At 67.5% G+C, this 25,431-nt stretch carries 19 protein-coding genes and 1 pseudogene; 6 read left to right on the top strand and 14 right to left on the bottom strand.

What is annotated here, in order from left to right; all coding sequences use genetic code 11:
- Positions 1-11: 11 nt before the first annotated feature.
- Entirely contained in the window at positions 12-929 is a 918-nt protein-coding gene (locus D7T59_RS10910) for an LpxL/LpxP family Kdo(2)-lipid IV(A) lauroyl/palmitoleoyl acyltransferase (RefSeq protein ID WP_049429074.1), read from the bottom strand.
- Positions 930-989: 60 nt separating this feature from the next.
- Here D7T59_RS10910 and waaA point away from each other — a divergent pair, with 60 nt between their 5' ends.
- Positions 990-2,288: a lipid IV(A) 3-deoxy-D-manno-octulosonic acid transferase gene (gene waaA / locus D7T59_RS10905; RefSeq protein WP_180852370.1), complete on the top strand. Its 1,299-nt coding sequence runs from the start codon at positions 990-992 to the stop codon at positions 2,286-2,288.
- A gap of 215 nt (positions 2,289-2,503) precedes the next feature.
- Positions 2,504-3,709, top strand: coding sequence for an amino acid transporter (locus tag D7T59_RS10900; protein WP_180852369.1), 1,206 nt, complete (start codon positions 2,504-2,506; stop codon positions 3,707-3,709).
- A 68-nt stretch (positions 3,710-3,777) separates the two neighbouring features.
- Here D7T59_RS10900 and D7T59_RS10895 read toward each other — a convergent pair whose 3' ends face one another.
- The 3 genes from D7T59_RS10895 to D7T59_RS10885 all read right to left on the bottom strand — a co-directional run bounded on the left by D7T59_RS10895 (position 3,778) and on the right by D7T59_RS10885 (position 6,617).
- The gene (locus D7T59_RS10895; protein ID WP_164137847.1) at positions 3,778-5,136 is read right to left on the bottom strand and encodes a TolC family outer membrane protein; all 1,359 of its coding nucleotides are present in this window, start codon (positions 5,134-5,136) and stop codon (positions 3,778-3,780) included.
- A gap of 16 nt (positions 5,137-5,152) precedes the next feature.
- Positions 5,153-5,800, bottom strand: a complete 648-nt coding sequence (locus D7T59_RS10890; RefSeq protein ID WP_049398378.1) for a protein-L-isoaspartate O-methyltransferase family protein — start codon at positions 5,798-5,800, stop codon at positions 5,153-5,155.
- A gap of 136 nt (positions 5,801-5,936) precedes the next feature.
- On the bottom strand, positions 5,937-6,617 hold the full coding sequence (locus D7T59_RS10885) for a TetR/AcrR family transcriptional regulator (protein ID WP_164137848.1): 681 nt from the start codon (positions 6,615-6,617) through the stop codon (positions 5,937-5,939).
- 123 nt (positions 6,618-6,740) lie between these two features.
- Between D7T59_RS10885 and D7T59_RS10880 the strand changes: the two genes are divergently transcribed.
- Both D7T59_RS10880 and D7T59_RS10875 read left to right on the top strand, forming a co-directional pair.
- Positions 6,741-7,868 carry an efflux RND transporter periplasmic adaptor subunit gene (locus tag D7T59_RS10880; protein ID WP_164137849.1) on the top strand — a complete coding sequence of 376 codons (1,128 nt, stop codon included), beginning with the start codon at positions 6,741-6,743 and terminating at the stop codon, positions 7,866-7,868.
- Between the two features lie 3 nt (positions 7,869-7,871).
- Entirely contained in the window at positions 7,872-11,033 is a 3,162-nt protein-coding gene (locus D7T59_RS10875; protein ID WP_180852368.1) for an efflux RND transporter permease subunit, read from the top strand.
- 164 nt (positions 11,034-11,197) lie between these two features.
- Here the strand turns inward: D7T59_RS10875 and D7T59_RS10870 are convergent, their stop codons facing one another.
- Positions 11,198-12,103: a LysR family transcriptional regulator gene (locus tag D7T59_RS10870; RefSeq protein WP_164137851.1), complete on the bottom strand. Its 906-nt coding sequence runs from the start codon at positions 12,101-12,103 to the stop codon at positions 11,198-11,200.
- A gap of 117 nt (positions 12,104-12,220) precedes the next feature.
- On the opposite strand from D7T59_RS10870, the gene D7T59_RS10865 reads away from it, so the two are divergent.
- Positions 12,221-12,994: an SDR family oxidoreductase gene (locus D7T59_RS10865; RefSeq protein ID WP_180852367.1), complete on the top strand. Its 774-nt coding sequence runs from the start codon at positions 12,221-12,223 to the stop codon at positions 12,992-12,994.
- A gap of 205 nt (positions 12,995-13,199) precedes the next feature.
- On the opposite strand, the gene leuB is transcribed toward D7T59_RS10865, so the two are convergent.
- The 9 genes and pseudogenes from leuB to ilvC form a co-directional block, all read right to left on the bottom strand.
- Positions 13,200-14,261: a 3-isopropylmalate dehydrogenase gene (leuB, locus tag D7T59_RS10860; RefSeq protein WP_180852366.1), complete on the bottom strand. Its 1,062-nt coding sequence runs from the start codon at positions 14,259-14,261 to the stop codon at positions 13,200-13,202.
- Entirely contained in the window at positions 14,251-14,829 is a 579-nt protein-coding gene (gene leuD, locus D7T59_RS10855) for a 3-isopropylmalate dehydratase small subunit (RefSeq protein ID WP_046985269.1), read from the bottom strand. Before leuD ends, leuB begins: the two co-directional genes overlap by 11 nt.
- Complete coding sequence (gene leuC / locus D7T59_RS10850; protein ID WP_180852365.1) at positions 14,829-16,247, bottom strand: 3-isopropylmalate dehydratase large subunit; 1,419 nt, start codon at positions 16,245-16,247, stop codon at positions 14,829-14,831. Before leuC ends, leuD begins: the two co-directional genes overlap by 1 nt.
- A 60-nt stretch (positions 16,248-16,307) precedes the next feature.
- Complete coding sequence (locus tag D7T59_RS10845) at positions 16,308-17,087, bottom strand: class I SAM-dependent methyltransferase (protein ID WP_180882684.1); 780 nt, start codon at positions 17,085-17,087, stop codon at positions 16,308-16,310.
- Positions 17,088-17,139: 52 nt separating this feature from the next.
- A pseudogene (locus tag D7T59_RS10840) lies at positions 17,140-18,684 on the bottom strand (2-isopropylmalate synthase); the annotation flags it as partial.
- Positions 18,681-19,772 carry a threonine dehydratase gene (locus tag D7T59_RS10835; RefSeq protein WP_164137857.1) on the bottom strand — a complete coding sequence of 364 codons (1,092 nt, stop codon included), beginning with the start codon at positions 19,770-19,772 and terminating at the stop codon, positions 18,681-18,683. The pseudogene D7T59_RS10840 and the gene D7T59_RS10835, both read right to left, overlap by 4 nt.
- Before the next feature lie 96 nt (positions 19,773-19,868).
- Positions 19,869-20,120, bottom strand: coding sequence for an ACT domain-containing protein (locus tag D7T59_RS10830; RefSeq protein WP_049428486.1), 252 nt, complete (start codon positions 20,118-20,120; stop codon positions 19,869-19,871).
- Positions 20,104-21,840: an acetolactate synthase 2 catalytic subunit gene (gene ilvG / locus D7T59_RS10825; RefSeq protein ID WP_180852362.1), complete on the bottom strand. Its 1,737-nt coding sequence runs from the start codon at positions 21,838-21,840 to the stop codon at positions 20,104-20,106. The genes D7T59_RS10830 and ilvG overlap by 17 nt, the downstream gene beginning before the upstream one ends.
- Positions 21,841-21,877: 37 nt before the next feature.
- Positions 21,878-22,852, bottom strand: a complete 975-nt coding sequence (gene ilvC, locus D7T59_RS10820) for a ketol-acid reductoisomerase (RefSeq protein ID WP_164137859.1) — start codon at positions 22,850-22,852, stop codon at positions 21,878-21,880.
- A gap of 670 nt (positions 22,853-23,522) precedes the next feature.
- Here ilvC and ggt point away from each other — a divergent pair.
- A complete protein-coding gene (gene ggt, locus D7T59_RS10815) occupies positions 23,523-25,241 on the top strand; it encodes a gamma-glutamyltransferase (protein WP_180852361.1) in 1,719 nt (572 codons plus the stop codon).
- The last annotated feature ends 190 nt before the right edge of the window (positions 25,242-25,431 follow it).

The following is a 25,431-nucleotide window of genomic DNA, read 5'->3' as shown; positions in this document are numbered from 1 at the left end:
CCGTCCCATCCTTACTTGTAGAAATCGCTCCGACCACCGGGCTGGCGCTTGAAGCGGCGGTGGATCCACAGGTACTGGTCGGGCGCCTCGCGCACCATCTCTTCGATGGCCTGGTTGACCCGCGTGGTATCGGCTTCCACATCCTCGCTGGGGAAATTCTCCAGCGGCGCGCCGATCTTCAGGAAGTACTTCCCGCCTTCGCGGCGATGGAAATACGGGATCACCGCGCAGCCGGTCATCCGCGCCAGCTGGTGGGTAGCGGTGATGGTCGAGGCGGTATGGCCGAAGAACGGTACGAACACGGTGTCCTTGCCGCGCATGTCCTGGTCCGGCGCATACCAGAGGAAGCCCCCCTTTTTCAGGTGGCGCACGGTAGCGCGGATGTCCTCATTGGCGAACATTGCCTTGGCATAGCGCAGGCGGCCGAACTTCACCGCCCACTCGTACACCGGGTTCTTGTGCTTGCGGTACATGCCTGAAAGATCAACGTAGTCGCACAGCAGGCGCCCGCACATTTCCAGGGTCATGAAGTGGCCGGACACCAGCAGCACGCCACGACCTTCGGCCTGCATCTGCCGCAGATGTTCCAGTCCTTCGATCTGCACCTGCGGGCGGATGCTGTCGATGCTGCCCCACCAGGCGCGGATGCACTCGAACACACCCACGCCCAGGGCATCGAAGCTGTCGCGCACCAGTCGCTGGCGCCAGGCCTCGTCCTTCTCGGGGAAGCACAGCTGCAGGTTGACCTCGGCGGCGCGGCGACGGCTGCCCAGCAGGCGCCAGGTGATCCAGCCGACGCCGCGGCCCAGCGCACGCTGCAGCATCCACGGCAGGCGGGCGATGGCGAAGGCGCCCAGCATGGCGGCGAACATCGGCCAGTTGCGGGGATCGCGCAGCGACGGGCGGACGGCGGTGGTGGCATCGGACATTGGCCCATTCTACCAAGGCGGCCGCGTGTCTTTCCCGGGGGGCTCCCGTATCCTTGCCGCATGCGTAAAGACCCTGTCGAATGGATCCTGCGCGGCCTGTACTCGGTCGTGCTCTACATCCTGCTGCCGATCACCGTGTACCACCTGGTCTGGCGCGGCTTCCGGGTCCGTGAATACTTCCGGCGCTGGGACGAGCGCTATGCCTCCTATCCGCAGCCCACCGGCCAACCGCGGGTCTGGCTGCACGCGGTCTCGGTGGGCGAAGTCAATGCCGCTGCGCCGCTGGTGAACGCGCTGCGCAAGGAGCGCCCGGACATCCGCTGGGTCATCACCACCATCACCCCGACCGGCTCAGAGCGCGTGCGTGCGCTGTGGGGCGATGCACTGGACCATGTCTACCTGCCGTACGACGTGCCCGGCAGCGTCAACCGCTTCCTTGGTCACTTCCAGCCCAGCCTGGCGCTGATCCTGGAAACCGAACTGTGGCCGAACATGCTGTTCGGCTGCCGTGACCGTGGCATTCCTGTCTACATCCTCAACGCGCGCCTGTCGGCACGTTCGCTGCGGGGCTACCGGCTGCTGGCGGCGTTGATCCGCCGCGCGCTGCGCACGGTCACCTGCGTGGCCGCGCAGTCGCAGGACGATGCCGACCGTTTCGTGCAGCTGGGCGCTGCGCCGGAGCAGGTGCAGGCGCTGGGCAACCTGAAGTTCGACATCACCACGCCGGACGTGCAGGGCTTCGTCGAGCAGTTCCATGCCCGCGTGCCGGCCCGGCGGCCGGTGTGGATCGCCGCCAGTACCCATGATGGTGAAGAACAGGCGGTGATCGATCTGCACCGGCGCCTGCGCCAGCAGCACCCCGACCTGCTGCTGCTGTGGGCACCGCGGCATCCCGAGCGCTTCCCGAAGGTGGAGGCACTGGCGCGGGAGCAGGGCTGGAACGTGGCAACCCGGCGCGCGAAGCAGTGGCCGGAGGTTGAAACCGATGTGTTCGTCATCGATACCCTGGGCGAGCTGATGCCGTTCTATGCCTGCGCGCAGGTGGCCTTTGTCGGTGGCAGCCTGCAGCCGATCGGTGGCCACAACCTGCTGGAACCGGCGGCGATGGGCACTGCTGCGGTGACAGGCCCGCACCTGCACAACTTCTCGGAAATTTCCCGGCGCATGCGCGAGGCCGGCGCGCTGTTGATCGGCGAAGACGTGCAGGCGGTCGGCGAACTGCTGCAGCTTCTGCTCGAAGATCCGCAGGCACGCGAGGACATGGCGCGGGCAGGCTGCACGCTGATCAGCAATGGACGCGGTGCCCTGCAGCGTACGCTGGCGCTGGTCGGACCTCACCTGCCGCCACCGCGGAGCTGAGACGGAGACCGGCAGCAGGCCGGTCGACTGACGCGATCGACTGCGTCAATTCTGCTTAGCGACCGGAATGCTGTCGCAGCAGGACCGGTTACGGGCCTTCCATCGTGTGTGCGATCACATCGCGGAGCCCCCGGGACAGATTCTGATACCGCCCCTTGGCGCAGGCTGCCAGCCTGCTGCCGACCGCATCTGGGCGGATATCAAGGGGACTTGCGATGGACAGCGACAACAGCCGCGACCGGGATGCCTGCCTCGGCAGGGATCACGTTGCGACGGTGGCACTGACGCTGCTGCTGGGTGGCAGCGTGATCGCTCTGGTCGGTCAGCACACCGCCGCGCAGGCGGGACCAGCCATCGTGCTGAGCCTGCTGTTGGCCGCGCTGGGCACCGTGCCCCTGCTGTGCTGTCTGCACGTCCTGAACCAGCAACTGCCTGCCGAAGACCTGCAGGGTCTGCTGCGCGCGGGATGGGGCAGGGTATCCGCCGCCCTGCTGGGGGGCATGTTGCTGCTGGAGCTGGTGGCGACCAGTGCCGGCGCGGCGCAATCCATGGCCAGTCACCTGCGCGTGTTCCTGCTCCGCTGCGGCATCGATGCAGGCAACGCGATGCCGGATCGGCTGGTGGCGGTCCTCGGCCTGCTTCTGCTTGGCGTGGTCGGGTTGCTGCCGCCACGTCGCGTGGCATTGGTTGGCTGTGCGCTGCTGACGGTGAAGATCGGCATCGGTCTGCTCCTGCTGGCCCTGGCGGCGCGTTACGTGCACTACGCACATTGGATCCCATGGTTGCCGGAAGCCACGGCGCCCTATCGTTTCGGGCTGGGTGGGGTGCTGGCGGCGAGCGTACCGCTGCTCGGTGTGTTCGCCAGTGTTGGCCTTGCACTGGGATTTCCCGGCATGGGCCGGCAGAAGAGGGAACGACAGCCGCAGCTGCTGGCGGGGATGCTGCTGCTGGCCATGCTGCTGCTGATCGTACTGGCCGCGTTGCAGGCTGGCCTGGTGGAGTTCCCGGCATTGGCCAGTACGCGACCGTTGTCGGTGGCGCTGCAGCAGCACCCGCAGCTGCATTGGATGATGCCGTTGCTGCCACTGGCCGGCGCGGCAGGGTTGGCGGCCCTGCTGCTGGTACTGATGAGGGTGGCCGCACGCATGGCGACGCAACTGTGGCCTGCGGCCAGCCATGCGGCGGCGCTACGGGCGTGGGGCGCGGTGGTGTTGTCGGCGGCGATGCTGGCGCTGGTGCTGCCCGTCGGCGCGCTGCCGGTGCTGCCTGGTCCGGCAACCCTGCTGGTGATGGCGGCCTTGTGCCTGGCTGTGCTTCGCGTGCAGGCGTCACCCTCACGCTTCTTGCCGGTGCTTGTGCCCGTGGCTGCGGTACTGTGCGTGTTGGCCGCAGTGGAGCGGATGCGCGCCTGGCCCGGCTGATCGGCGTGCAACGCCCACAAAAAAGCCACCCTCGCGGGTGGCTTCTTCGTGGCCGGCAGGCTGACGACTCAGTGCGTGGTCGTTGCCGGGTTGCCCGCGTCCTGGGTCAGCAGGCGGTTCACGTCCTGCAGCTCGGCCACATCCAGCGCACCCAGCGACTGGCTCAGCAGCAGGCGGTTCTGCAGGAAGGTGTAGCGAGCGTTGGCGTAATCCAGCTGCGCCGAGAACAGGATGCGCTGGTTCTGGATCACGTCCAGCACGGTACGGGTACCGACTTCCAGGCCAACCTGCGACGCGTCGTAGGCGCTCTGTGCCGAAACCACCGCCAGGCGACGGGCCTCCACTTCGCTGATGCCCTGCACCAGGGTCTGGTAGGCATTGCGGGTGTTGCGGTCCAGGGCGCGCTTCTGCTGCTCGTAGCCGTCCTGGGCGATGTCACGCTGGGCCAGCGCCTGGCGCACGCCGGACTGGGTGGCGCCACCGGCGAAGATCGGCACGCTCAGGGTCAGCCCGATGCTGTTGGTGCGTGCATCCGGCGACAGCGAACCGGCGCCGGTGCTGTCACCCCAGGTCGCGCTCTTGCCCCAGCTGCCGCCCAGCGACAGGGTGGGGTAGTGACCACCACGGGCGGCCTGCACGCCGGCTTCGGCGGCACTGACCTTGAGTTCCTGCGCCTTCAGCGCCGGATTCTGGTTGGTGGCCTGGTGCACCAGCTCATCGATGTTGCCGCGGTTGGCCGGCACTTCCGGACGGAAGTCGGCCGGCAGGCCACGCAGGTTCACCACCGGCTGGCCGGTCAGTTCGGTCAGGGCCTGGTAGTTATCGGCCAGGGTGTTCTGCGCAACGATGGTGTTGGCACGCGCCTGGTCGTACTGGGCGCGGGCTTCGTGCACGTCGGTGATCGGCGCCAGGCCCACTTCCAGGCGCTTGTCGGCGAAGTCGAACTGCTTCTTCGCGGCCGCTTCGTTGGTCTGTGCGGCGTTCAGCGATTCGATCGCCACCAGCACGTTGAAGTAGGCCGCCGAGGTGCGCACGATCAGGCTGTCGTTGGCCGAATCGAGGGTGAAATCCGCCGCCTTGCTCAGCTCACGCTGCGAGCGCAGGTTGTTGATCTGGGTCCAGTTGAACAGCGTCTGGCTGCCATCGATCGTGTAGGTGCGGCGCTTGCTGCTGAACGAGCCCGAATTGGCATCGGCGTTGGGCTCGCTGCGCGTACGGTTCAGCGTGGCCTGGCCGTTGATCTGCGGCAGCAGGGCGGCGCGCGCCTGCACGGCACCTTCCTTGTCGACCAGCCGGGTCGATTCGGCGGCGGACAGCTGCGGATCGCCGTTGCGCGCCATTTCGTAGACCTGCAGCAGGTCGGCGGCATGGGCGGACAACGGCAGCAGGGCAGTGGCCAGCGCAACAGCGAGGGATCGGCGGATCATTGCGGCTTCCTTGGACTCAGAGGTGGAACTGGGGTGCCGGGGCGGCACCGCGCAGGTAATCGATATCGGTCTCGAACAGGGACTCGGTGCTGCCGTCGGCCTTGACCAGCAGGGCCTCCATCGCCGGCGAGCGGCCGTGGATCACGAACAGGCGGCCACCCGGACGCAGCCACGAGGCGAACTGTGACGGCACCACGTCGACCGCACCAGTGACACAGATCACGTCAAAGCGGCGTTCGGTCTGCCAGGACAGGGCGTCAGCCACTTCCACGCGGACGTTGGTGCCCAGGCCGGAAGCGTCCAGGCGGGCACGCGCGGCGGCGGCCAGCTCCGGGTCGATCTCCAGGCTCAGCACGTCGCGCGCCAGCGCGCCGATGCAGGCTGCCAGGAAGCCGCTGCCGGTGCCGATTTCCAGCACTTCGTCACCCGGCTGCAGATCCAGTGCCTGCAGGGTACGGCCCTCGATGACCGGCTTCATCATCTTCTGGCCATGGCCGATCGGCAGTTCAACGTCGGCATAGGCCAGCGCCCGGTGTGCGTCGGCGACAAAGGCCTCGCGCGGCAGGCGGGCGAGGACGTCGAGCACCTTGATGTCCAGCACGTCCCAGGGACGGATCTGCTGTTCCACCATCAGTTCGCGGGCGTGGGCGTAATCAATCGTCATGAGGTTCAAATCCAGCGCAGTGGGCCGGCCATTTTACCGGTGCCGGAGGCCGGCGGCGCGCCCAGAGCATCAGCTGCCGGGTGGCCGGGGTCGCAGTGCCGGAAGTCATCGCGACCTCCGGTTCGTTCAGTTTTGGTTATTCAGCCGTCCCGGCCCCTCGCGGCGCATAGGCGCGCAGGAAGAAGTCGATGCTGGCGGTCACATGGGCAAGAGGGTCGCACTCCACCGGTGACAGTGGCATGCCGCACATCATATGCATGTGCACTTCGCCCTTCACCAGGGTCAGGAACTGCTGCCCGGCCAGGTAGTAGTCGGGGATCGCCAGCTCACCGCGTTCGCCGCGGGCGCGCAGGAAGTCGGCCAGGGCCTCGCAGGTGCGTTCCGGACCGGCCTGCCAGAACAGCTCGCGCAGGCGTTCATCGGTCTCCGGCGCCATCATCATGCGCTGGATCGAGATCGCCGCATCGGAGGTGATCAGCTCGAAGAAGGCCAGGCCGATGCCGATCAGCTGGTCGCGCAGCGGGCCGTCCGCGTCGGCCACGAACAGGGCATCGGGCAGCATTTCAATGCACTTGGACTGCACGGCCTGGGAAAACAGGGTTTCCTTGTCGCCGAAGTGGCTGTACACGGTCAGCTTCGAGACGCCGGCCTGGGCGGCAATGGCGTCCATGCTCACGCCGGTATAGCCCTGTTCGATGAACAGTACCTTGGCTGCTTCAAGGATCGCCGCGCGCTTGCCCAGATCCTTGGGGCGCCCGGGTCCGGCGGCCTTGGCAGCAGGCTTGGCCGACGGCTTGCGGGAAGTGGGAGAACTCATCGCAACAATACTAGACCAAGCGGTTCGATATTTATACTATACCGACTGGTTCACTAATGTCCGTGTCGCAACAGTATGTTGCCGACGCGTTCCCCCGGATCCCCTTTTCAGGTCTTGTACCTCATGAAGAACATGCGTTGGTTGGGTGTTGGCGTGCTGGCGATGGTGGTGGCAGCCTGTGGCAGGCAGGCCGCCGAACCGGTGGCGGCCATTCCGGTGCTGGTGGTGCATCCCACCACGCAGGACGGACAGGCGCCGGCGGCCTACCCTGGTGAGGTACGCGCCCGCCAGGAGAGCCCGCTGTCGTTCCGGGTCGGCGGCAACCTGATCAAGCGTCATGTCGACGCCGGGCAACGCGTGAAGAAGGGCCAGCTGCTGGCCGAGCTGGACGTGGCCGACTACGCCTCGCAGGCAGCCGCCTCGCAGGCGCAGCTGGCGGCGGCGGAAGCCGACCTGGTGCGCGCCCGCGATGACCAGAAGCGCTACGCCAAGCTGGCCGAGGACCAACTGGTCAGCCGCTCGGCGCTGGACCAGCAGACCGCCGCGTTCAAGGCCGCGCAGGGCCAGGCCAATGCCGCCCGCGCCAACCTGGCGGTGGCCCGCAACCAGGCCGAGTACGCGCAGCTGCGCGCCCCGGCCGACGGCGTGATCGCCAGCCGCCAGGCCGAAGCCGGGCAGGTGGTCAGTGCCGGGCAGACGGTGTTCACCCTGGCCGCAGATGGTGGCCGTGAAGTGCTGATCGCACTGCCGGAAAGCAGCATCCGTGATTACAAGGTCGGGCAGCCGGTGCAGGTGGAACTGTGGAACCGCCCGGGCCAGTTGCTGCCGGGCACCCTGCGTGAGATCGCGCCGGCCGCCGATGCGCAGGCGCGCACCTATGCCACGCGGGTCAGCCTGGCGCCGGAAGCCTTGAGCGAAGTGGAGCTGGGCCAGAGCGCGCGGGTGTTCGCCGCCGCTGGCCGCAGTGGCACCCTGCAGCTGCCGCTCGGCTCGGTGCTGCGCGGTAGCGATGGCAAGGCCAGCGTTTGGGTGGTCAATCCGTCCAATGGTGCGTTGAAGGCAACCGCGGTAACGGTCGGTGCCTATGGTGCGCAGGCGGTGCCGGTGCTGTCCGGCGTGGCCGCGGGTGACTGGGTGGTGGCTGCCGGCGGCCATCTGCTGCGCGAAGGCCAGGTGGTGACGCCGGTCGACCGCCAGAATCGTCCGGTGCTGGCACCGGCGGCTGCGCCGGCCGCAGGCAAGGGGCACTGACCCGTGCGCCGCTTCAATCTCTCCGAATGGGCGCTGGGCAATCGCCCGCTGGTGCTGTTTGCGATGCTGGCCTTCGCCGTCATCGGCGCCTGGTCCTACAAGCACCTGGGCCAGTCCGAAGATCCGCCGTTCACCTTCAAGGCAATGGTGGTGCGCACGATGTGGCCTGGCGCCACCGCCGAGCAGGTCTCGCGGCAGGTGACCGAGCCGATCGAGAAGGCGCTGATGAACACCGGCGAGTACGAGTTCATCCGCTCGTACTCCCGCCCGGGCGAATCGCAGGTGATCTTCATGGCCCGCGACAGCCTGCGTTCCAAGCAGATTCCCGACCTCTGGTACCAGGTGCGAAAGCGCGTGGGTGACATCAAGGCGACGCTGCCGCGCGAGATCGTCGGGCCGTTCTACAACGATGAGTTCGGCGATACCTTCGGCAACATCTATGCGCTGACCGGCGAAGGCTTCGACTACGCGGTGATGCGCGATTACGCCGACCGCATCCAGCTGGAACTGCAGCGCGTGCCCGACGTCGGCAAGATCGACCTGGTCGGCCTGCAGGATGAGAAGGTCTGGATCGAACTGTCCAACACCAAGCTGGCCACGCTGGGCGTGTCGCTGCAGCAGGTGCAGCAGGCGTTGGCCGACCAGAACGCGGTGACTGCCACGAGCTTCTTCGAAACCCCGACCGACCGCGTGCAGCTGCGCGTGACCGGCCAGTTCGATTCGATCGAGGACATCCGCAAATTCCCGATCCAGGCCGGCGAGCGGACCCTGCACCTGGGTGACATCGCCGAGGTGAAGCGTGGCTTTGCCGATCCGGCGTCGCCGAAGATGCGCTTCATGGGCCAGGATGCGATCGGCCTGGCGGTAGCGATGAAAGATGGCGGCGACATCCTGAAACTGGGTGCCACCCTGGATGCCGAGTTCGAGCGCCTGCAGAAGACCCTGCCGGCCGGCATGCAGCTGCGCAAGGTGTCCGACCAGCCGCATGCGGTGGAAGAGTCGGTGGGCGAGTTCGTGCAGGTGCTGACCGAAGCGGTGGTGATCGTGCTGCTGGTCAGCTTCTTCTCATTGGGCCTGCGCACCGGCCTGGTGGTGGGCGTGACCATTCCGCTGGTGCTGGCGATGACCTTCTTCGTCATGCACTACTTCGACATCGGCCTGCACAAGATTTCGCTGGGCGCGCTGGTGCTGGCGCTGGGCCTGCTGGTGGACGATGCGATCATCGCGGTGGAAATGATGGCCACCAAGATGGAGCAGGGCTACGACCGCCTGCGTGCGGCCAGCTTCGCCTGGGAATCGACCGCGTTCCCGATGCTGACCGGTACGCTGATCACCGCGGCCGGCTTCCTGCCCATTGCAACGGCGGCCTCGAGCACCGGCGAGTACACCCGTTCGCTGTTCCAGGTGGTGACCATCGCACTGGTGGTGTCCTGGATCGCCGCGGTGCTGTTCATCCCGTACCTGGGCGACAAGATGCTGCCGGACCTGTTCAATCCGCAGCTGCCCAAGCCGGACAGCCTGGCCGGTCGCTGGCGCGCCAGGCGCCTGCAGTGGGCCGACCGCCATCCGGCGCTCGCGCGCTGGATCGCGCCGAAGGAACATGCGCACGACCATGATCCGTACCAGCGGCCGTTCTACACCCGTTTCAGGGGCTTCCTGGATACCTGCCTCCGCCATCGCTGGTGGGTGATCGGTGCGACCATCGCGCTGTTCATCGGCTCGCTGATGCTGTTCCGCTTCGTGCCGCAGCAGTTCTTCCCCGATTCCACCCGGCCCGAGCTGATGGTGGACATCGAACTGGCCGAAGGCGCATCGCTGGCCGCAACCCAGGCGCAGGCCAGCAAGCTGGAAAAGCTGCTGAAGCAGCGCGAGGGCATCAGCAACTACGTGGCCTACGTCGGCACCGGTTCGCCGCGCTTCTACCTGCCGCTGGACCAGCAGCTGCCGGCGACCAACTTCGCCCAGTTCGTGGTGCTCACCGAAGACGCCAAGGCCCGCGAAGCGACCCGCGACTGGATGCTGAAGGACGTGATCAAGCAGTTCCCGGACGTACAGATGCGCGTGACCCGGCTTGAGAATGGCCCGCCGGTCGGCTATCCGGTGCAGATGCGCGTCTCCGGCGAGCACATCGCGCAGGTGCAGGCGATCGCGCGCCAGGTCGAGGCCAAGGTGCGGGAGAACCCGCACGTGATGAACGTCAATCTGGACTGGAGCGAGCCGAGCAAAGTGGTGCGGCTGGTGATCGACCAGGACCGTGCGCGCGCGCTGGGCGTCAGCAGCGCGCAGGTCAGCCAGTTCCTCAGCAGTTCGCTGTCGGGCATGAGCGTCAGCACCTACCGCGAAGGCAACCGCCAGATCGAGATGCTGCTGCGTGGGCCGGACAACGAGCGCGCGCAGCTGGACCTGATCGGCAGCCTGGCAATGCCCACCAGCAGTGGCACGGCGGTGACGCTGTCGCAGGTCGCGCGGCTGGAATACGCGTTCGAGGACGGCATCATCTGGCACCGCAACCGCCTGCCGACGGTGACCGTGCGTGCCGACATCAGCGACGGTATGCAGGCGCTGGACGTGGTGCAGCAGATCGTGCCGACGCTGGACGGCATCCGTGCCGGACTACCCAGTGGCTACCTGCTGGAAACCGGTGGCTCGGTGGAGGATTCGGCACGTGGGCAGAACTCGATCAAGGCGGGCATGCCGTTGTTCCTGATCGTGGTGGCCACGCTGCTGATGCTGCAGCTGCGCAGTTTCTCGCGCGCGGCGATGGTGCTGGTGACCGCACCGCTGGGCATCATTGGCGCCACGTTGTTCCTGCTGCTGTTCCGCGCCCCGTTCGGATTCGTTGCGCTGCTGGGCACGATCGCACTGGCCGGCATGATCATGCGCAACTCGGTGATCCTGATCGACCAGATCCAGCAGGATATCGATGCCGGGCATGACCGCTGGCATTCGATCATCGACGCGACGGTGCGCCGTTTCCGCCCGATCGTGCTGACCGCGCTGGCGGCCGTGCTGGCGATGATTCCGCTGTCGCGCAGTGCGTTCTATGGCTCGATGGCGATCTCGATCATGGGTGGGCTGATCGTCGGCACGGTGCTGACCCTGGTGTTCCTGCCGGCGCTGTACGCGGCGTGGTTCCGGGTCAAGCCGGACGAATCCGGGGCGTAGCGCCCCGGGTTCTACGGCCGGGGTCGGATCCCTTTCCCTCCGGGAAAGGGCTCTGACCCCACCCAGGTTGTGCACATCCACGCATGGCGTGGATCTACCGCGGTGGGCCTGGTGGGTGCCAACCTTGGTTGGCACTGATGCATGCATCCACGCATGGCGTGGATCTACTGCAGCTGCAGGCCGGTTCGCAGCACTGGCAGCAGCCACTCCAGAAATACCTGCACACGCTGCGCGCGATGTTGCCGATGCGGCTGCAACAGGGTCACCGGCAACGGCTGCGCCACGTACTGCGGCATCACTTCCACCAGTTCGCCGGAGTGCAGTTCCGCCTGCACGTCGTAACGCGGAATCTGCAGCAACCCCAGCCCGGCCACGCAGCACGCGATCGAGGCCTCGGCACTGTTCACCCGCACCCAGCCGGACATCGGCAGCGTGCGCAGCTGCGCGCCCTCCCGCCACTCCCACGGTTCCACCCGCGCCGTGGTCGGCGACGCGTAGTTCACTGCGCGGTGCTGCTGCAGGTCGGCAGGCTGCTGCGGAATGCCGTGTTCACGCAGGTACGCCGGCGCGGCGACGTTGACGAAGTCGAGCTGGCCCAGCGTGCGCGCCACGAGGCTGGAATCGCCCAGCTGGCCGACCCGCAGCACGGCATCGCAACCGTCCTCGATCAGGTTCACCGCGCGGTCGGTCATGCCCAGGTCCACTTCCACCTGCGGATGGCGCGCGAAGAAATCCGGAAGAGCAGGGGCGATGATGCGGCGGCCGATGCGGCTGGGCACATCGATCTTCAGCAGGCCCATCGGCTGCGCGTCGTCCTGGCGGAACAGACTTTCGGCGTCTTCGACTTCGGCGATCAGGCGCAGGCAGCGCGCATGGAACACGTCGCCATCGTGGGTGGTGGAAACGCGACGGGTGGAGCGCTGAAGCAGGCGGGTGCCGAGCCGCTGCTCCAGCTCCGCAATGGCCGCCGAGACGGTGGAGCGGGGCAGGCCGAGCTGGTCGGCGGCGCGGGTGAAGCTGGCGCACTCCACCACCCGGGTGAAGATGCGGAAGCGATCGATCCGGTCCATTGTTCGCTGGCTCTGGAAAGTTAAGTCAATGTGGCGGGCTTTATCCGCATTTCCTGCACGATATCGTCGTCAGGGCAGGGTTGCCACCCCGGGCAGCCCCCTTCCGAGACCGAAGCCATGACCGACCATTCCCTCAAGAGCAAGACCGTGCTGATCGCCGGTGGCGCCAAGAACCTGGGCGGTCTGATCGCCCGCGACTTCGCCGGCCAGGGCGCCAAAGCCATCGTCATCCACTACAACAGCGCCGCCACCCAGGCCGACGCAGAGGCGACCGTCGCCGCGGTGCAGGCCGCCGGCAGCAAGGCGGTGGCCCTGCAGGGTGACCTGACGTCGGCCGCAGCGATGGAGCGCTTGTTCGCAGACGCCGTGGCCGCAGTTGGTCGTCCCGACATCGCCATCAACACGGTCGGCAAGGTGTTGAAGAAGCCGCTGCTGGACATCAGCGAAGCAGAGTACGACGAGATGAGCGCGGTCAACGCCAAGGCCGCGTTCTTCTTTCTCAAGGAGGCTGGACGTCACGTCAACGACGGTGGTCGCATCTGCACCTTGGTGACCTCGCTGCTGGGTGCCTACACGCCGTTCTATTCCAGCTACGCCGGCACCAAGGCGCCGGTCGAGCACTTCACCCGTGCGGCGTCGAAGGAGTTCGGTGAGCGTGGCATCTCGGTGACCGCGATCGGGCCGGGTCCGATGGACACGCCGTTCTTCTACCCGGCCGAGAGCGCCGATGCGCAGGCGTACCACAAGACCGCCGCGGCGCTGTCGGCGTTCACCCGCACTGGCCTGACCGACATCGCCGACATCGTGCCGTGGATCCGCTTCCTGGTGACCGATGGCTGGTGGATGACCGGGCAGACGATCCTGGTCAATGGTGGGTACACCACCAAGTAAAGCCGCCACGCATGGCGTGGCCTTACTGCGGTGGTGGGTGCCGACCTTGGCTGGTACGGATGGCTGCATCCACGCATGGCGTGGATCTACTGCACGGGGTTCGAACCATCCACGCATGGCGTGGATCTACAGTAGAGCCACCCCATGGGTGGCTGCGCACAATGTCCAAAGGGAGAGACGCCACGCATGGCATGGCGCTATCGGATCAGTTGAGTCTGGCCAGCACCGCGTCGGTGGCGGCAGCGGTGCTGACGGCCTGGCCCTTGGCCGCCAGGTCGGCGGTGAACACCCCGTCATCCAGCACCGCATGCACGGCGGCTTCCACCGCGGCTGCTTCGGCTTCCAACCCCAGCGAATGGCGCAGCAGCATCGCGGCGCTGAAGATCGTCGCGTACGGGTTGGCGATGCCCTTGCCGGCGATGTCCGGGGCCGAACCATGGATGGGTTCGTAGATGCCCACCGCGCCGGGCTCCCCCAGCGACGCCGACGGCAGCAGGCCCAGCGAACCGGCCAGCATCGAGGCCTCGTCGGTGAGGATGTCGCCGAACATGTTCTCGGTCACGATCACATCGTATTCGCGCGGCTTGGCCAACAGGTGCATCGCCATCGAATCAACCAGCTGGTGCTCCAGCGCCACATCCGGGAACTCTTCGCGGCCGATGCGCGCGGCCACGTCACGCCACAGGCGCGAGGTTTCCAGCACGTTGGCCTTGTCCACCGAGGTGACCTTGCCGCGGCGCTGCCGGGCCAGGCGGAAAGCACTGCGCAGCACGCGCTCGATCTCGGCTACGGTGTAGCGGCACAGGTCGCTGGCACTGTCGGCGTCGCGGGTCTTGTCGCCGAAGTAAATGCCGCCGGTCAGCTCGCGCACCACCACGAAGTCCACGCCCTGCAGCAGCTCGGCCTTGATCGGCGAGGCGTGCAGGGCGGCTTCATGGGTACGCACCGGGCGCAGGTTGGCGTACAGGCCCAGCGCCTTGCGGATCGCCAGCAGGCCCTGTTCCGGACGCACCTTGGCGTTCGGGTCGGACCACTTGGGGCCACCGACCGCGCCCAGCAGCACCGCGTTGGCGGCCKGGCHGGCCGCCAACGTCGACGCCGGCAGTGGCTCGCCGTGACGGTCGATGGCGACGCCACCGATGTCGTGCTCGCTGAAAGTGAAGGTGTGGTTGAAGCGTTCGGCGACGGACTTCAGGACGGCCACTGCCGCGGCGGCCACTTCCGGGCCGATGCCATCACCGGGGAGTACAACGATCTCAGCGTGCATGCTCACTCTCGTAACGTTCGATTTCAGGGACACGGCCCAACAGATACCCCAGCTGGTCGACGCCTTCCAGCAGGCAGGTCTGCGAGAAGCCATCCAGCGGGAAGGAATAGACGCGACCGTCCGGCGTGCGCAGTTCGCGGCTGGCCACGTCGATGGTCAGTTCATCGTCCGGGCGCTGCATCAGCGCCTGTACGTCGGCCTCGTCCAGCACGATCGGCAACAAGCCGTTCTTCAACGAGTTGCCGCGGAAGATGTCGGCGATCTCGCTGCTGACGATGGCGCGCAGGCCGAGGTCGGTCAGCGCCCACGGCGCATGTTCCCGCGAGGAGCCGCAGCCGAAGTTGCGGCCGGCCAGCAGGATGCTGCGGCCGGCGTTGTGCGGTTGGTTGAAGGCAAAGTCCGCCACCGGCGAACCATCGGCCTGCCAGCGCCAGTCATTGAACGCGTTGCGGCCCAGGCCGGCGCGCTCGGTGGTGGACAGGAACCGCGCCGGGATGATCTGGTCGGTGTCGATGTTGGTCTGCGCCAGTACCACGCTGGACGAGGTCAGGGTACGGAAACCGGCCATCACGCCACCTCCTGTGCGAACAGTTCGCGGGTATCGGCAACGTGCCCGTTTACGGCAGCCCAGGCCGCGCTCATCGGCGAGGCCAGCAGCGTGCGCGAACCGGGGCCCTGGCGGCCTTCGAAGTTGCGGTTGCTGGTGCTCACGGCCAGCTGGCCGGGCGCGACCAGATCGCCGTTCATGGCGATGCACATCGAGCAGCCCGGCTCGCGCCACTCCGCTCCGGCCGCGCGCACGATCTCGTGGATGCCCTCGGCTTCGGCCTCGCGCTTGACGATCTCCGAGCCCGGCACCACCAGCATGCGTACCCGTTCGGCGACGCGACGGCCACGCAGCACCTGCGCCACTTCGCGCATGTCGCTCAGGCGACCGTTGGTGCACGAACCGACGAACACCACGTCCACCGGGGTGCCGGCCAGCGCCTTGCCGGCCTGGAAATGCATGTAGTCCAGGCCCTTCTGTGCGGCCGCATCGTTGGCTGCGGGAATCGGCGCATCCACCGCGATGGCGGTACCCGGATGCGTGCCCCAGGTCAGGGTCGGGCGGATGTCGGCGGCGTCGATGCGCACTTCGCTGTCGAAGCGCGCGCCTTCATCGCTGCGCAGCTGCTGCCAACGTGCGACGGCGGCATCGAAGTCGGCGCCCTTGGGGCCACGCGGGGTGCTGGCCACGAAGTCGAAGGTGACCTGGTCCGGCGCCACCATGCCAGCGCGTGCGCCGGCCTCGATCGACATGTTGCACAGGGTCATGCGCTGTTCCATGTCCATCGCTTCGATGGTGCTGCCACGGAACTCGATGACGTGGCCGGTGCCACCGTTGACGCCGATCACGCCGATGATGTGCAGGACCACGTCCTTGGCGCCGACGCCCGGCGCCAGCGGGCCTTCGACGGTGATCGCAAAGGTCTTCGCCTTGCGCTGCAGCAGGCACTGCGTGGCCAGCACGTGGCCGACTTCGCTGGTGCCGATGCCGAACGCCAGCGAACCGAAGGCACCGTGGGTGGAGGTATGGCTGTCGCCGCAGACGATGGTCATGCCCGGCTGGGTGAAGCCCTGTTCCGGCGCGATCACGTGGACGATGCCGCGGTTGTCCGAAGCCATGTCGAACAGCTCGATGCCGTGCTCGGCGCAGTTGCGTGCCAGCGTGGCGACCTGTGCCTCGGAGGCGGCACTGGCGTAGGGCAGCGTGCCATCGGCTGCGGCCGGCAGGGTCGGCGTGGAGTGGTCCATCGTCGCCTTGGTGCGGTCCGGGCGACGTGGCGACAGGCCGCGTTCGCGCAGCTCGGTGAACGCCTGCGGCGAGGTGACCTCGTGGATCAGGTGCAGGTCGATGTACAGCACGGCGGGCGCGCTGTCGGATTCGGGAACCACCACGTGGGCGTCCCACAGTTTGTCGTACAGGGTGCGGGGTGCGGAAGTCATGCGTATGCCTGGCAGAAGTACGAAATAGCGAACATCAGTAAAGAAAACGGAACGGTCAAGTCAGCGGCGACGGGCAAGTACCCGCAGCCGCACGTAGTCGGCCAGCGGCTGGCCGGCGGCGTTGCGCGGCAGATCGTCCAGCAGTGCAGCGGCGGCATCGCGCACGGTGGCGCGGGCCTCGCTGGGCAGGTCATCCAGCAGCGGCGCAGCGAATACACGCAGCCAGCCGGCCACGCCGGTCGGCAGCGCGGTCGGGCGCGGCGTGCATTCGATCAGCTGCACCTGGAAACCATGCTGGCGCAGGCGGTCGGCGTAGGCATCCGCGGTCGGGAAGTACCACTGGAACGTGCTGGCGCCGTGGCCATGGGCCGCGCGTGTGGCCTGCACCGCAGCGATGATCGTGGCCACGTTGCCATGGCCGCCGAACTCGGCGACGAAACGGCCACCGGGGCGCAGGGCGCGGCGCACGCCTTCCAGCACCTGGTCGGGGTTGCCCATCCAATGCAGTGCGGCATTGCTGAATACCGCATCGAATTCGCTGTCGAACGACAGCGCGTGGCCGTCCATCACCTGCGCGTCGACACCGCGCGCGCGGGCGGCGATCACCAGTTCCGGCGACGCATCCACGCCGTGGATGCGTGCGCCGCTCAGCGCCAGCTCGGTGCTGAGTACGCCATCGCCACACCCCAGGTCGAGGATGCGTTCACCGGCGCGCGGGTCGAGCAGGCGCGCTACCGCGCCGCCGAGCAGCGGCACGAAGCCGGCGTCGATCGCATAGTCCTGGGCGTTCCACTGCTGGCCAGCGGCGCTGGTCGGGGTGGGGGTGTCGAWGGCGCTCATCTCGGGTTCCTCWGGCGGTGGCGGGGGTGGGAACGTCGGTGCTGCTGTGGGCGGCGGCCTGGCGCTGGCGCAGCAGGCGGTTGGCGACATCCAGCCAGGCCAGCGCGGACGCTTCGATGATGTCCTTGCTGGTACCGGTGCCGTCGTACTCCACGCCCTCGTGGCGCACGCTCAGGTTGGCTTCGCCGCGCGCATCGGCGCCGATGCCGACGCTGTGCACGTGGTAGCTGTCCAGCATCAGCTGCACGCCGGTGGCGGCCGACAGCGCGCCGAACAGGGCATCGACCGGGCCGTCACCCTGTGCGGTTTCGGCCACGCGGTTGCCATCCGGGTCGGACAGTTCGACCAGCGCGTTGGCACGGCTGCCGACATCGCTGATGGTCATCGAGGCCAGGCGGTAGCCCTGTGCGTTGGAACCGCCCTGCATCAGCGTCTGCAGGTCGGCGTCGGTGACCACGCGCTGCTGTTCGCACAGGCCCTTGAACTGCTCGAACACCAGCTTCAGTTCGTCTTCGTCCAGCCAGAAGCCCAGCGCACGCAGGCGCGCTTCAACAGCGGCGCGGCCACTGTGGCGGCCCAGCACCATCTGCGAGTCTTCCCAGCCCACGTCTTCCGGACGCATGATTTCGTAGGTGCCGCGATGGCGCAGCATGCCGTGCTGGTGGATGCCCGATTCATGGGCGAAGGCATTGGCGCCGACGATCGCCTTGTTGCGCTGTACCGGCATGCCGACCAGGCGCTGCAGCAGCTGAGAGGTGCCGACGATGCGAGGAGTGTTGATCGCGGTGTCCTGCTCGTAGAAGGCCTGGCGCACCTTCAGCACCATCGCGATTTCTTCCAGCGAGCAGTTGCCGGCGCGCTCACCGATGCCGTTGATGGTGCACTCGACCTGGCGCGCGCCACCTTCGATGGCGGCCAGCGAGTTGGCCACGGCCAGGCCCAGGTCGTTGTGGCAGTGCGCGCTGAAGATCACGTTGGCGGCATTGGGCACGTCGGCGACGCCGGCGATGACCTGCTGGAACATCGCGCGGATTTCTTCCGGCGTGGTGAAGCCGACGGTGTCGGGCAGGTTGATGGTGGTGGCACCGGCGGCGATCGCCACGCGCGCGACCTCGATCAGGTAATCCAGCTCGGTACGGGTGGCATCCTCGGCCGAGAATTCGACATCGTCGATGTAGGAACGCGCCAGCGCTACGTGCTTGCGTACCGACTCCAGTACCTGCTCGCGGGTCATGCGCAGCTTGTGCTCACGGTGCAGCGGGCTGGTCGACAGGAACACGTGCAGGCGCGGATTGGCAGCTGCTTCCAGGGCCCGTGCGGAAGTTTCGATGTCGGCCTGCAGGCAGCGTGACAGCACCGCCAGGCTCAGGCTCGGGCGGCGCAGTTCGCGGCCGATCAGTGCCATCGCCTCGCGATCGGACTGCGAGCTGGCCGGGAAGCCGGTCTCGATGATGTCCACGCCCAGTTCGTCCAGCGCACGCGCCATCACCAGTTTCTGCGGCGGGCTCATGCTGCAGCCGGGGGACTGCTCGCCGTCACGCAGGGTGGTGTCGAAGATGCGGATGCGCGGGGTGGTAATTCGTTCGATGGTGGTCACAGGGAAATCTCCTCGACAGCGGGCGTTGCGGCTTGCAGGTGGGAAGGGGAAGAGGTGGGGGAGGGCGGCGCGCTGGCCTTGGCGGGCGAGCGGGGTGTTTCGCTGCGCCTTCGCCGTGGCTTGCGCGGCGGGCGCGGTCGGATGTCGGTCAGCAGGCCGGCCAGCACGCCGGCATCGATGTTTCCGCCGGAGACCACCGCGCACTTGCGGCGGCCCGCGACGCGGCGGCCGGCGGCCAGCGCCAGCGCGCCGGCGCCCTCGGCGATGATGTGTTCTTCCAGTGCCAGCCGGACCAGGGTTTCGCGCAGTTCGGCTTCGCGCACGATCACCACATCGTCCAGCAGCGACGTGCACAGGCGGCGGGTCAGGAAGCCGGGGATCTTCACCCGCACGCCATCGGCCAGCGAGGCGACAGGTGCGATCTCGCGGACATCACCGCGGATCGCGCGCGCCATCGAGTCAACGCCTTCCACCTGGGCACCAACCACGCGCACGCCCTGCGACTTCAGAGCCAGGGCAACGCCAGAGGCCAGTCCACCACCACCGATCGGCACGATCACCACGTCCGGTGCGTGTGCGGCCAGCTCGATGCCGACCGTGCCCTGGCCGGCGATCACGTCGGCATCATCGAACGCGGACAGGAAGCGGTAGCCGTGGCGCTGCGCCAGTTCGACCGCGAAGGCGTAGGCCTCGTCGTAGCTGTTGCCGTGCTGGCGCACGGTCGCGCCCCAATGGGCGACGCCGGCGATCTTGGTGGCGGGCGCGCCATGCGGCATCACCGTGATGGCCGGTACGTCCAGACGGTAGGCGGCCCAGGCCACGCCCTGGGCGTGGTTGCCGGCCGAGGCGCAGATCACCGGCCGGGTGTCGCCGCGTTCGCGGCCGGCCAGCAGTGCATTCAGTGCGCCGCGCACCTTGTAGGAACCGGTGCGCTGCAGGTTCTCCAGCTTCAGCCAGGTGCCGAAGCGCTCGGCATGGTGCAGCGGGGTGGGCGGCAGGAAGCGGCGCAGGCGGGCCTGCGCGGCCAGCACGTCGGCGACGCTTACGTCGCCGACATCGCTTTCCTGGCTGGCATCAGCGGCCGGCATGGGCCACCAGCGGGCTGCGGTCGACCGCCGCATGCGGGCACGGGCGACGAAGAAGACGCCTCCGTACCGGCACCGTGGTCGCTACGGTACGGGTGTTCATGGCGATACTCCTTCCACGGCGGTGACCTGCACGGACACGCAGTCGTAGATTTTCTCGATCTGCCGGCACAGCGTTTCCGCCGGGCGCTGGCCATCGACGACCAGCTGCAGGTGCCAGCGGCCGTCGTCGGCGGCCACCGGCGCACCGCTGATCGCGCGCGGCGCGAAGCCACGGCGTTCGGCCATGCCGATCACGCGCAGCAGCGCGCCTTCGGCCGGGTGCAGCACCAGGTCAAGCCGGTAGTGCATTGGGGGTCTCCTGGCGGGCATGGGCGGGGTTGCTTTCCAGCATCGTGCTGTTGGCGGTGTTCGGCGGCACCAGCGGCCACACGTTGGCGCGTGCGTCGATGGCCACGTGCAGCAGCGCCGGGCCCGGCTCGGCCAGCAGCGCGGCCAGGCCGCCCTCCACGTCGTCGCGCGCGTCGATGCGGGTGGCGGCGATGCCGAACACCTGCGCCAATGCCACGAAGTCCGGGTTGTCGGACAGGTCGATCTCGCTGTAACGCTCGGCGAAGAACAGCTCCTGCCATTGCCGCACCATGCCCAGCGAACTGTTGTCCAGCAGCACGATCTTCACCGGCAGGCGGCAGCGCGCGATGGTGGCCAGCTCCTGCACGTTCATCATGAAGCTGCCGTCGCCGGACACCAGCACCACGGTGCGGTCGGGGCAGGCGAACTGCGCGCCCATCGCCGCCGGCAGGCCGAAGCCCATGGTGCCCAGCGCGCCACTGGTCAGGTGGTTGCGCGGGTGGTTGAAGCGGCAGTGCTGGGCCACCCACATCTGGTGCTGGCCGACATCGCAGGCGATCACCGCATCGGCCGGGGCCAGCTCGCTCAGGCGCTTCAGCAGCGCCGGTGCGTAGATGTGCTGGCCTGGTGCGTCGTAGCGGGCGGCGAAGCGATCGCGGTGCTGCGCACAGCGCTTGCGCCATGCGTCCTGGTGGGCCTTGGGGGAGGGGAAGGCCGCACGCAGGGCGCGGATGGCGTGACCGACATTGCCGGGCACGGCGACATCGGCACTGCGCAGCTTGGAGATCTCGTACGCGTCCGCATCGATGTGGACGACGCGGGCGAACGGTGCGAACTCGGCCAGCTTGCCGGTGGCACGGTCATCGAAACGCGCACCCAGCACCAGCAGCAGGTCACTTTCCTGCACCGCCATGTTGGCCGCGCGGGTGCCATGCATGCCCAGCATGCCCAGCGACTGTGGGTGGTTGGCCGGCAGTGCACCCAGTCCACGCAGGGTCATCACGGTGGGGATGGCGCTGGCTTCGACGAAGTCGCGCAGGTCCTGCACGGCGTCACCCAGCGCGATGCCGCCACCCGCGTAGACCACCGGCTTCTCGGCTGCCGCCAGCGCGGCAATGGCCTCGGCGATGGCCGCGTCGGCCGGCGCCGGCGGCGGTTCGATGCTGCTCGGCACATGCACCGGCAGATGGCTGGCATCGGCCAGCTGCACGTCCTTGGGCAGGTCGATCAGCACCGGGCCTGGGCGGCCCTCGCGGGCGATCCGGAACGCATCGGCCACCACGCGTGGCAGGTCATCGACGCTGCGCACCAGCCAGCTGTGCTTGACGATCGGCATCGTCAGGCCGAACACATCCAGCTCCTGGAAGGCATCGGTGCCCAGCAGCGGCGTGCCGACCTGGCCGGTGATGCAGACCATCGGCACCGAATCCAGCATCGCGTCGGCGATGCCGGTGACGAGGTTCGACGCGCCCGGGCCGGAGGTGGCCACGCAGACGCCGACCTGGCCGCTGGCGCGGGCGAAGCCATTGGCCGCCAGCGCTGCACCCTGCTCATGGCGTACCAGGATGTGCTTCAGCGACGAATCCACCAGCGCGTCGTAGAACGGCATGATGGTGCCGCCGGGATAGCCGAACAGCGTGCGGACACCCTCGGCCTCCAGCGCCTGGGTCAGCCAGCGCGCACCGTTGGGCGGCGTGCTGCGGTGTGTGGGAGAGTTCATGGGGGAACCTTGCAGAGCGGGTGGGGGTGCCGCGTTGTTACGCGGCTTGACCTTGCAACCAGACCATCTTGGCGCGCAGTTCCTTGCCTACCTTCTCGATCGGGTGTTCCAGGTCGGCCTGCTTGAACCTGTTGTAGTTCGGCAGGCCTGCTTCGTACTCGGCCACCCAGTTTTTGGTGAAAGTGCCGTCCTGGATGTCCTTCAGCACTTCCTTCATGCGCGCCTTGGTGCCGGCATCGATCACGCGTGGTCCGCTGACGTAGTCGCCGTACTGCGCGGTCTCGGAGATGAATTCCAGCATGCGCGAGATGCCGCCTTCGTAGAACAGGTCCACGATCAGCTTCAGTTCGTGCAGTACTTCGTAGTAGGCGATCTCCGGCTGGTAGCCGGCTTCGACCAGGGTCTCGAAGCCGGCCTGCACCAGCGCCGAGGCACCGCCGCACAGCACCGCCTGCTCGCCGAACAGATCGGTCTCGGTTTCTTCCTTGAAGGTGGTCTGGATCAGGTTGGCGCGGGCACCGCCGAGGCCACCGGCATAGGCCAGGGCGTAGTCGGCCGCCTTGCCGCTCTTGTCCTGGTAGACCGCCCAGATGCATGGCACGCCGCGGCCGATTTCATACTCGCGGCGCACCAGCGCGCCCGGGCCCTTCGGTGCGACCAGCACCACGTCGAGGTCTTCGCGCGGCTTGATCATGTCGAAGTGCACGTTCAGGCCGTGCGCGAACAACAGCACCGCACCCTGCTTCATGTTCGGCGCCAGCACGTCGTCGTACAGCTTCTTCTGCACCATGTCCGGGGTCAGCACGGCGACCAGGTCGGCGTCCTTCACTGCATCGGCCGGGGCCTTGACGGTGAAGCCATCGGCCTGCGCCTTGACCTCGGTCGGGCCGCCCGGCCGCAGGCCTACCACCACGTCGAAGCCGGATTCGCGCAGGTTCAGTGCGTGGGCGCGGCCCTGGCTGCCGTAGCCGATGACGGCGATCTTGGTCTGGGGCAGGTCGTTGGTGCTCATGGGGGAGGTTCCTTGCGGTGGGAAGAAAAAAGAACGGCCGGTCGTCGATGTGACGTGCCGGCCGGTCAGGGGAAAGCGATGGGGGAGGCGCCATGCATCGCACGCGAACACCCGCCACGAGACGTCGTGGTGGTGTGGGTCCGGGTTTTGAAGTTGGCGGTGTGCATGGTGGTTGCGTCTGAAACCAGGTCCTGAAATGAAAAAACCCGCACCGGGGCGGGTGCGGGTTTTGATGAGTTCCGGTGTATTTGTTGCTTACACGCTGGCTCGTCCCGCACCTGTTGGTTGGGTAATAAGTACGAGCACAAGAATCGAACGCAGCGAGGCGGCGCCGGTGTCGGCGGCTTCGATGTGGGTTCGCGGTGGCGTGGTGTGGTGCAACATGTGATCGAGAGAAACATGGGTGATTCGGCAGTGTCAACCCTGGTGGCGGATATTTTTTTGGTTTCCGGCGCATCCGGCGCAATCGCTTGCGGCACAAGGATGGTTGCCGCTGAAAGTGTTTCGGTGAACCCGAATTCACTCTTTTCGGCGGGTTTTTTGCGCGGGAATGAGGGGCTGTTGTGTCCGCTCCCGCCGGGATCTCAAGGCGCCCATGACCTCTGCCCGATACCGCGTGAAGGCCACAGCGGCGAAGATCGGGGAACCACCCTTCCATCGGAACCCGACCGTGTCCCGACGCCTTGCCCGTTCCCTGCTTGCCGCCGCCGTGCTCGCCGCCGTGCCTGCACTGTCCTTCGCCGCCGACCGCATCACCGGCCAGACCTTCGCCACCCGCTCGGAGGTGATCGCCCCGCACGCGATGGCCGCGACCTCGCAGCCGCTGGCCACCCAGATCGCGCTGGACGTGATGAAGGGCGGCGGTTCGGCAGTGGACGCGGCGATCGCCGCCAACGCCGCGCTCGGCCTGATGGAACCGACCGGCAACGGCATCGGCGGCGACCTGTTCGCCATCGTCTGGGACCCGAAGACGCAGAAGCTCCATGGCTACAACGGCTCGGGCCGCTCGCCGAAATCGCTGACCCTGGCCGAGTTCCAGCGCCGTGGCCTGAAGGACATCCCGGCCACCGGACCGCTGCCGGTGTCGGTACCCGGCGCGGTCGATGGCTGGTTCGCCCTGCACGACCGCTTTGGCCGCAAGCCGATGGCCGACAACCTGGCCCCCGCCATCCGTTACGCCCGCGAAGGCCACCCGGTGGCAGAAGTGATCGCCTACTACTGGGACCGCTCGGTGCCGAAGCTGTCGCAGTACCCGGGCTTCAAGGAACAGTTCACGATCAACGGCCACGCCCCGCGCAAGGGCGAGATGTGGAAGAACCCGAACCTGGCCAGCACCCTGCAGAAGATCGCCGACGGCGGCCGTGATGCCTTCTACAAGGGTGAGATCGCTCACACCATCGGCGACTACTTCAAGGCCAACGGCGGCTACCTGAGCTATCAGGACATGGCCGACCACCACGGTGAATGGGTCGAGCCGGTCAGCAGCAACTATCGTGGCTACGACGTCTGGGAGCTGCCACCGAACAGCCAGGGCATCGCCGCGCTGCAGATCCTCAACGTGCTGGAAGGCTACGATTTCTCGAAGATCCCGTTCGGCTCCCCGGAACATTTGCATCTGTTCGTTGAAGCGAAGAAGCTGGCCTTCGCCGACCGGGCGCGCTTCTACGCCGACATGGCGTTCCAGCCGGCGCCGGTGCAGAAGCTGATCTCCAAGGAGTACGCGGCGCAGCGTCGCGCGCTGATCTCGATGGACAAGGCGTTGAAGGAAGTGCAGCCGGGCACGCCGAAGCAGCTGGAGGAGGGCGACACGATCTACATGACCGTGGCCGACGCCGACGGCATGATGGTCTCGCTGATCCAGTCCAACTACCGTGGCATGGGCAGTGGCATGGCGCCGCCGGGGCTGGGCTTCATCCTGCAGGACCGTGGCGAGATGTTCGTGCTGCAGAAGAACCACCCCAATGGCTATGCGCCGGGCAAGCGCCCGTTCCAGACCATCATCCCGGCGTTCATCACCAAGGGTGGCAAACCCTACGCCAGCTTCGGCGTGATGGGCGGCGCGATGCAGCCGCAGGGCCATGCGCAGATCGTGATGAACCTGGTGGACTTCGGCATGAATCTGCAGGAAGCCGGCGATGCGCCGCGCATCCAGCATGAAGGTTCCACCGAGCCGACCGGGCAGGCGACGGCGATGACCGATGGCGGCGAAGTGAATCTGGAAACCGGCTTTCCGTACGAGACGGTGCGTGCGCTGATGCGCAAGGGGCATCGCATTGTGTTTGCCGACGGCCCGTATGGCGGCTACCAGGCAATCATGCGTGATCCTGAGACCGGGGTTTATTACGGTGCTTCGGAGAGTCGCAAGGATGGGCAGGCGGCGGGGTATTGAGGTTTCCCGGCCACCGGGCTGAGCCCCCTCTGCGGTGTCGGTTCAGAAGCTGGATTGCGTGATTGGGCCGGGGGGGGGGGGGGGGGGGGGGGGGGGGGGGGGGGGGGGCGGGCGGGGGGGGGGGGGGGGGGGGGGGGGGGGGGGGGGGGGGGGGGGGGGGGGGGGGGGGGGGGGGTGGGGCGKGGGGGSG

This window comes from Stenotrophomonas maltophilia (assembly GCF_013464915.1).
GTDB lineage: Bacteria > Pseudomonadota > Gammaproteobacteria > Xanthomonadales > Xanthomonadaceae > Stenotrophomonas > Stenotrophomonas maltophilia_AT.
This window is presented reverse-complemented; position numbering and strand designations above follow the sequence as displayed.